4 protein-coding genes are annotated in these 7,073 nt (G+C 33.2%); 3 read left to right on the top strand and 1 reads right to left on the bottom strand.

Annotated features, from left to right (window positions below):
* Positions 1 to 206: 206 nt before the first annotated feature.
* On the bottom strand, positions 207 to 1,103 hold the full coding sequence (gene menA, locus AFK68_RS17575) for a 2-carboxy-1,4-naphthoquinone phytyltransferase (protein WP_094673893.1): 897 nt from the start codon (positions 1,101 to 1,103) through the stop codon (positions 207 to 209).
* Between the two features lie 528 nt (positions 1,104 to 1,631).
* On the opposite strand from menA, the gene AFK68_RS17570 reads away from it, so the two are divergent.
* From AFK68_RS17570 to menD, 3 genes are all read left to right on the top strand, one after another.
* A complete protein-coding gene (locus AFK68_RS17570; protein WP_094673892.1) occupies positions 1,632 to 3,128 on the top strand; it encodes an isochorismate synthase MenF in 1,497 nt (498 codons plus the stop codon).
* A 1,074-nt stretch (positions 3,129 to 4,202) separates the two neighbouring features.
* A complete protein-coding gene (locus tag AFK68_RS17560) occupies positions 4,203 to 4,748 on the top strand; it encodes a hypothetical protein (protein ID WP_094673890.1) in 546 nt (181 codons plus the stop codon).
* 257 nt (positions 4,749 to 5,005) lie between these two features.
* Complete coding sequence (gene menD, locus AFK68_RS17555) at positions 5,006 to 6,757, top strand: 2-succinyl-5-enolpyruvyl-6-hydroxy-3-cyclohexene-1-carboxylic-acid synthase (protein ID WP_094673889.1); 1,752 nt, start codon at positions 5,006 to 5,008, stop codon at positions 6,755 to 6,757.
* Positions 6,758 to 7,073: the final 316 nt, after the last annotated feature.

Raw genomic sequence — 7,073 nt, 5'->3', positions numbered from 1 at the left:
ATGCAATCCTTATTTTAATTCATAATTAATAAGGATTGTATTCTTAACTAGGTATATAACAAATATGTGGTTTAAATGCTTAACAGCTTAACGCGAGGCAGAGGAATCAAGAAACCATTATTTTGAGGATATTCTCTATAATTCCCCTAAACTCTTGACTCTTGACTCTTAACTATTCCCTATTCCCTATTCCCTTATTTTGAGATTTACAGAACAAATCCTAAGCCAAATAGTAACCCACTAAAAAAATGTAGATAAACTGCAATAAATTTACAGTTACTAACTTTTTCTGGTTGGTCGTGATGATTACTAACGTGACGACATAAATAAATAGCAAAAGGCAAACCAGCAAAACTTAATAGAGTCCAAACTGGGAAAAATCCTAAACCTACACAAATAGAAATTAATACAAAAACAATCCCGCAAGACCAATTTAATACTTGAGAACCTACCTTAGTTCCCATTCTCACAATAGGCGATCGCTTTCCTGCTGCTAAGTCATCTTCTACCTGATGAAAGTGGGAACAAAAGAGAATAATAGTCGTAGTAATTCCAATAATTATTGATGCAGTTAAACTGGTGATTGACCAAGCTTTAGTTTGACTATAGTAAGCAGCAGAAATTGCCAAGGGACCAAAAGCAAAAAAGCAGAGAATTTCTCCTAAACCTTGATACCCTAATCTAAACGGAGGACCTTGATAAACATATCCTAAAACACAACACAGCAATATTAATCCAATTACAGTTAAATCTTGCAACCACCAGCTAATTATTACAATTCCCAAAATACCTAAAAATAAACATAGATTACCTAGCCAAAAAATCAAGTCTTTCTTCCCAGTCAGGTTCACCAAAGAATGGTGTTTATTTTTATCAATACCTGTTTCCGAGTCAAACACATCATTACTAATATTCTCCCAAGCTAAAATTAAAATTGCCGATGTGATAAAGGTTAAAAAAATAGACCAATCAATCCCATTTTTTTCCCATAAAGCTATTGCTGTTCCTACCCATATCGGCATAATTGCTACAGTATACATAGGTGGTTTAATGGCAGCTAACCATAATTTTTTATCAGACTTATTTACTACTTGAGCTGTCATATCAGTTATTAGTTATTAGTTATCAGTTATCAGTACCTCTAGCTGTTTGCGCAGCATTCCGTAGGAAAGCCGGAGACTTGAAAGATGAAATTTCTTTTTTATTCCCTTGAAAAGAGAGGCATAAACCTATTTATTGGTCATCAGCTAATCTTAGTAATTGCTTAACTCTTTAAAGCTGTTTGTATAGCATTCCCCAGAAAAAGCTCAATACTAACCCTAAAAACAATGATAAATATTATCCAGAAATATTGTTTATTAACAACAATTTCTAATCTCTTACCACTTTAATTTGCCAGTAAGACCAAAATCTTAACAAAAAATAACGTAATTTATTTTTACTTTACATTTGACTTGATTTAGGCTTTCGACTTGCCTGAATAATCCCCTATCCCCTATCGTCACAAAAGGGATGTGAAAAAAGGTCTAATGTTAATTAATGCTAGGGGATAACTTTGGCCACTGTCCGGAATTGGACAGCCCCACCAATCACTCTCTCTGATTCAGTGAAAATTTGCTATTCTTATTTTCATGTCTGTAATACCAACTTCTGTTAATCTGTTTCAAAACTGCCAAGACCTGCATCAATTTCTGTTCAATTGTCAACAGACATTAACAGACAAGGTGCAGAAAAAAATAGTCAGTATTTCTCTGGAAATATTACCGGTAGATCCCCTAGCAATATTGCAAGAAATTTGTGAACCACATCAACTACATTTTTATTTAGAAAAACAAGGGATTGGAGAAAAAAATCTCTACAAAAATAGCTTGGCTATCGCTGCTATTGACGGTGCTACTCACTTGACTGTGAAAAGTGGGAATCGTTTTGCGCAGGCTCAATCTTTTATTCAATCATGTTTGAATAATACAATTTCTATAGGTGCGACACATTTACCTTATGCAGGTCCCCACTTTTTTTGTAGTTTTACTTTCTTTGAAAAACAGAGTCAAACCAATCTCAACAACTTTCATCAAAATGGGAATTACCAACAAAAATTATCTATAAATCCTCACTTTCCTTCAGCAACAATATTTCTACCAAAGTGGCAAATAGCTCAGACAAATAACCACAATATACTTGTAATTAATACAGTTATCAGCATCTCTATTAACATTGAAAATATTTCCCAGAAAATTTGGGATAAATTCCAGCAAATAACCCAGATAAAAAATACTCATTTATCAACTTTAACTAAACCTTATAAAAAACTTCGGAAAATCAACGTCAATCATTTACAAGAATTTAAAAAATCAGTTGCTTCAGCTCTAGACTTAATCAACTCAAATTCTTTAAGAAAAATTGTTTTAGCTCACGCCATAGATATATATTCTCAAACGAATTTTAACTTAATCAAATCCTTAAATAACTTGCGATTCTTTTATCCAGACTGCTATGTAATTTCTACCAGTAATGGCAACGGTCAAAATTTTATATGTGCAAGTCCAGAACGCTTAATTAGTATTAAGAATAATCAGTTAATTGCAGATGCTTTAGCAGGTTCCGCACCTAGAGGTAAAACTCCCAGTCAAGATGCCAAACTAGCCAATAGTTTATTATCTAGTGAAAAAGATTTACGAGAACATCAATTTGTCATAGATTTTATTATTAAACGTCTACAAGATTTAGGATTAAAACCCAATTACTCATCTCAACCACATTTACTACAATTATCAAATATTCAACATTTATGGACACCAATTACAGCAGAAATTTCTCAAAATATTCATCTTTTAGAAATATTGGCAGAACTTCATCCCACACCAGCAGTGGCAGGATTTCCTAGAGATATTGCTCAAGAACAAATACAGAATTTTGAAACTTTTGATCGCTCACTTTATGCAGCACCAATTGGTTGGATAGATCATCAAGGAAATGGGGAATTTGCTGTAGGTATTAGGTCAGCTTTAATAAATGGAGACCATGCTAGACTTTATGCTGGTGCAGGTATAGTTACTGGTTCTAAACCAGATAAAGAATTGGCAGAAGTTCAACTAAAACTTCAGACTTTATTGAAAGCTTTAGTTTGAAATGCACATTCTGTAGGTCTAATTGTAATATCATGTGCAGTTGAAGAGTTATAAATAATTATAGCAATTCCCACAAAGAGAGAGATATCGACATTCCTTTGTTTTAAAGAGTACGGGAGGAGAAAAACCACTGTACCTCCGATGCTTGAGAAACGCGATAGATAGAAGTCATCAGGACAGATAAAGAATTGCTCGAAAGCATTTTTTTTTAACACTTCTTAGCAAATAATAATTGATTTTGCTTTTAAATTAGTTGTTAATACAAGGCAATAAAAAAGGAATGAAGGGGAAATTTTGTTGATAGAAAAAAAATAGCGATAGTCCCAAAGGGAACTGGTTTTCGGCTTCGTTTTCTCCCCCATGTATTTGAGGCGCTAACTTTACTCTGGGATGACGACGACGCACATAAATAGCACCAATACCTTTTGGTCCGTAAATTTTANTTTTTTTTAACACTTCTTAGCAAATAATAATTGATTTTGCTTTTAAATTAGTTGTTAATACAAGGCAATAAAAAAGGAATGAAGGGGAAATTTTGTTGATAGAAAAAAAATAGCGATAGTCCCAAAGGGAACTGGTTCACTAGGAATAAGAAATAGGGAAAAATATCACCTCAAATTGAATTTTTTCCTATTTTGTTTTTCTTTTGATAGTAAAGCCAAAATATTTTTCTCTTAACTCTGATTACTTTTTTACTTTTCTGACTCAATTAAAAATTAGACTTGTTGCTTTATAACTTAAAAAATCCCCAAAAAGCTTGTTCTGTAAGGATTATAGCTATTTAGAACTCAAAAGAGCTGGGAATTTTTGCTCTGTCTAGGTTTGAGCGATTTTTTCCTTTTAAGTGCTCATGCAAAATTAATTACAAACTTTATTCTACATCTTCAATATTATCCATAAATTCTCAATTATTTCTCCCTATCCTCAGTTAAGTGTTTCCTGTTCCCTCTCTCAACTAGGAAATTCCTAAAAGCACGACTACTTATTTACCGACAAGTCTATTATTTAAAGTAATATGTTTTATTATATTAAATATAATAGGTATATATAATTTAAAACTAAGACGTTGTAGTTATGACCACCTCATCAGTACGTACAACACAAGCAGCATTTCTACTGAATATATCAACAGGTAGATTACGAACACTACTCAATCAAGGCCGAGTCATCGGCGCTTATAAAGTCGAAAGAATTTGGATGATTCCCCTTAATCATCGTGGAATGCCAGACATTATACCAGGTAGTCGTGGTCCTGAAGGAACTTGGAACAAAAATAAACGTACAGGCAATACTTTTATTCATGTTCTGCGAAAAACAATAGATTACAACCGAGATAATGGCACTGCCTATCCCGCAGTTGCTGTAAAAGTTGGAGATAAAAAGGATTATTGCCATGCTCTGAAAATTAAGGGACCTTGCCAAATAGTTTATCAACCCCATCAACCAAATAAAAGTCAAGCCGGGGGAGCGCGTCTATGGATTGAAGTAGAATCCCAACATATAGTAGAACGACAATATTTTTCTGATGGAGATTATGGTCCGCCACCAGAAGTATTACAGCAGAGGTCAAAAAGTAAAGGATTCAAAAATAGAAAGAAAAAGTCAAAAATTCAAGTTTAGGACAGAAGCAGTTAGAGATAACAGAAGGTAGAAGATTAATTAGGGACTTCCAAATTAAAAAATATACAATTACCCTGAATTTAAGGAGTAGGGAGTAGGAAATATAGGGAGCAACACAAATTAGGTCTAGTTCAAAAATTGGATAATTTATTTTTTACTATTCCCTTACTAATATTCTATTGTTTCTTTCAGTTATTCAATACTGTCTTAAACCTTTTTGGCTTGACGTATTACTATTCAAGATTCACAACTTAACAATGTCAATTGATTTTATAAATATCAATACAGTATGGGCATCCATTTTAGTAGAAACACTACAACATTTAGGATTAACCATAGCAATTATCAGTCCCGGTTCTCGTTCTACACCTCTAACATTCGCCTTCGCTACCCATTCCAAAATTGAAACTATTCCCATTCTTGATGAACGTTCAGCAGCATTTTTTGCCCTAGGAATAGCAAAAAAAAATCATAAACCTGTAGTTATAGTTTGCACATCTGGTACCGCTGTAGCTAATTTTTATCCAGCTATAATAGAAGCCAAAGAAAGTCGTATCCCACTATTAGTTTTAACCGCAGATAGACCCCCAGAATTACGAAATTGTCATGCTGGTCAAACAATCGATCAAGTTAAAATATATGGCAATTATCCAAACTGGCAAATTGAACTAAGTTTACCTTCAGTAGAATTAAAAAGACTGGAATATTTAAGACAAACAGTTATTTATGGTTGGGAAAAAACCTGCTTTCCTAAACCCGGACCTGTGCATTTTAATATTCCCTTCCGAGACCCTTTATCACCCATACCCCAACCAGAAGCTATCGCCTTAGAATCAAAATTATCCCAAAACTTTTTTGCTGCTGTCAAGCCTATTTGCACAACAGAATTTATCCCAAATTTTGACTTAATAGAACTCTTAAAAAATCAACTTAAATATCAGCAAGGGATTATAATTGCAGGTTTAGCACAACCAGAAAAACCTGAAGTCTATTGTCAGGCGATCGCTAAAATTTCCCAAACTTTAAACTTCCCTGTTTTAGCCGAAGGTTTATCGCCTCTAAGAAACTACTCCCAGTTAAATCCCTATTTAATTAGCACTTATGATTTAATTTTAAGAAATCAGAAATTAGCAGAAAAACTCATTCCTGAAATAGTCTTACAAATCGGAGAATTACCAACAAGTAAACAACTAAGAAGTTGGCTACAAGCAACTAATTCCTACAGATTAATTATTGACAAAAGTGACCATAACTTCGATCCGCTTCATGGCAAGACAACTCACTTACGAATCTCAGTAGAACAACTAGCAAAAATTTTTACTCCTGAAATTACCCTGGATAACTCTGATATAAATTACTTGAATTTATGGTGTAACTATGAAGCAAAAATTAGAGAAAATATTGACAAACAAATGTCAGCAATAAATCAGATATTAGAACCTAAAACTTCTTGGTTAATATCTCAGACATTACCAAAAAATACACCAATATTTATTGCTAATAGTATGCCAGTTAGAGATGTAGAATTTTTCTGGGTTCCGAATAATTCCCAAATTCAGCCATTTTTCAATCGAGGTGCAAACGGAATAGACGGTACTTTATCAACAGCTTTAGGTATAGCTCATTCTAATCAAAGTAGTGTCATGTTAACAGGAGATTTAGCACTTTTACATGACACCAATGGTTTTTTACTGAGAAATAAATTAGTTGGTCATTTAACTATTATTTTGATTAATAATCAAGGAGGCGGAATTTTTGAAATGTTGCCCATAGCTAAATTTGAACCACCTTTTACAGAATTTTTTGCTACTCCCCAAGATATTAATTTTGCTGATTTATGTAAAACTTATGGTCTAGAACATCAAAAAATATTTTCCTGGAAGGAATTACAACAACTTTTAAATCCTTTACCAAGTAGTGGAATAAGAATTTTAGAATTACAAACAAACCGCCAACTTGATGCTAGATGGCGGTTAGATAATTTAGATAAATTTGCAGCAGGTTTTTAACTTAGGAAAAAATTCAAAAAGAGGTTTGAAAATTGGCAACTACTTTGAAAAATCATAATTTAGCTGAGTCAATATTTGATGCAATTTGATATCAGTTGACACAATGGTTTAATTATTATGATAAATTACATAGGATTTTTTGTTTACTGGGGTTTAGACTAGGGCAACCCTATCTAAAATTTGGAAACTTTTGTCGTTAAGGCTTATAGATGCCCTAACCGTATCTCCAGAAAATAGGTTATCAGGAGAAGGAATTGATAAAAAATGAGTAATAATTGATTTTATGATGGGATGTTGGGAGATATCTAGTACCCCC

Origin of the sequence: Hydrocoleum sp. CS-953 (assembly GCF_002260545.1) — a bacterium.
Lineage (GTDB): Bacteria > Cyanobacteriota > Cyanobacteriia > Cyanobacteriales > Microcoleaceae > Trichodesmium.
The sequence above is the reverse complement of the archived record's forward strand: the minus strand, read 5'-3'. Positions and strand labels throughout refer to the sequence as shown.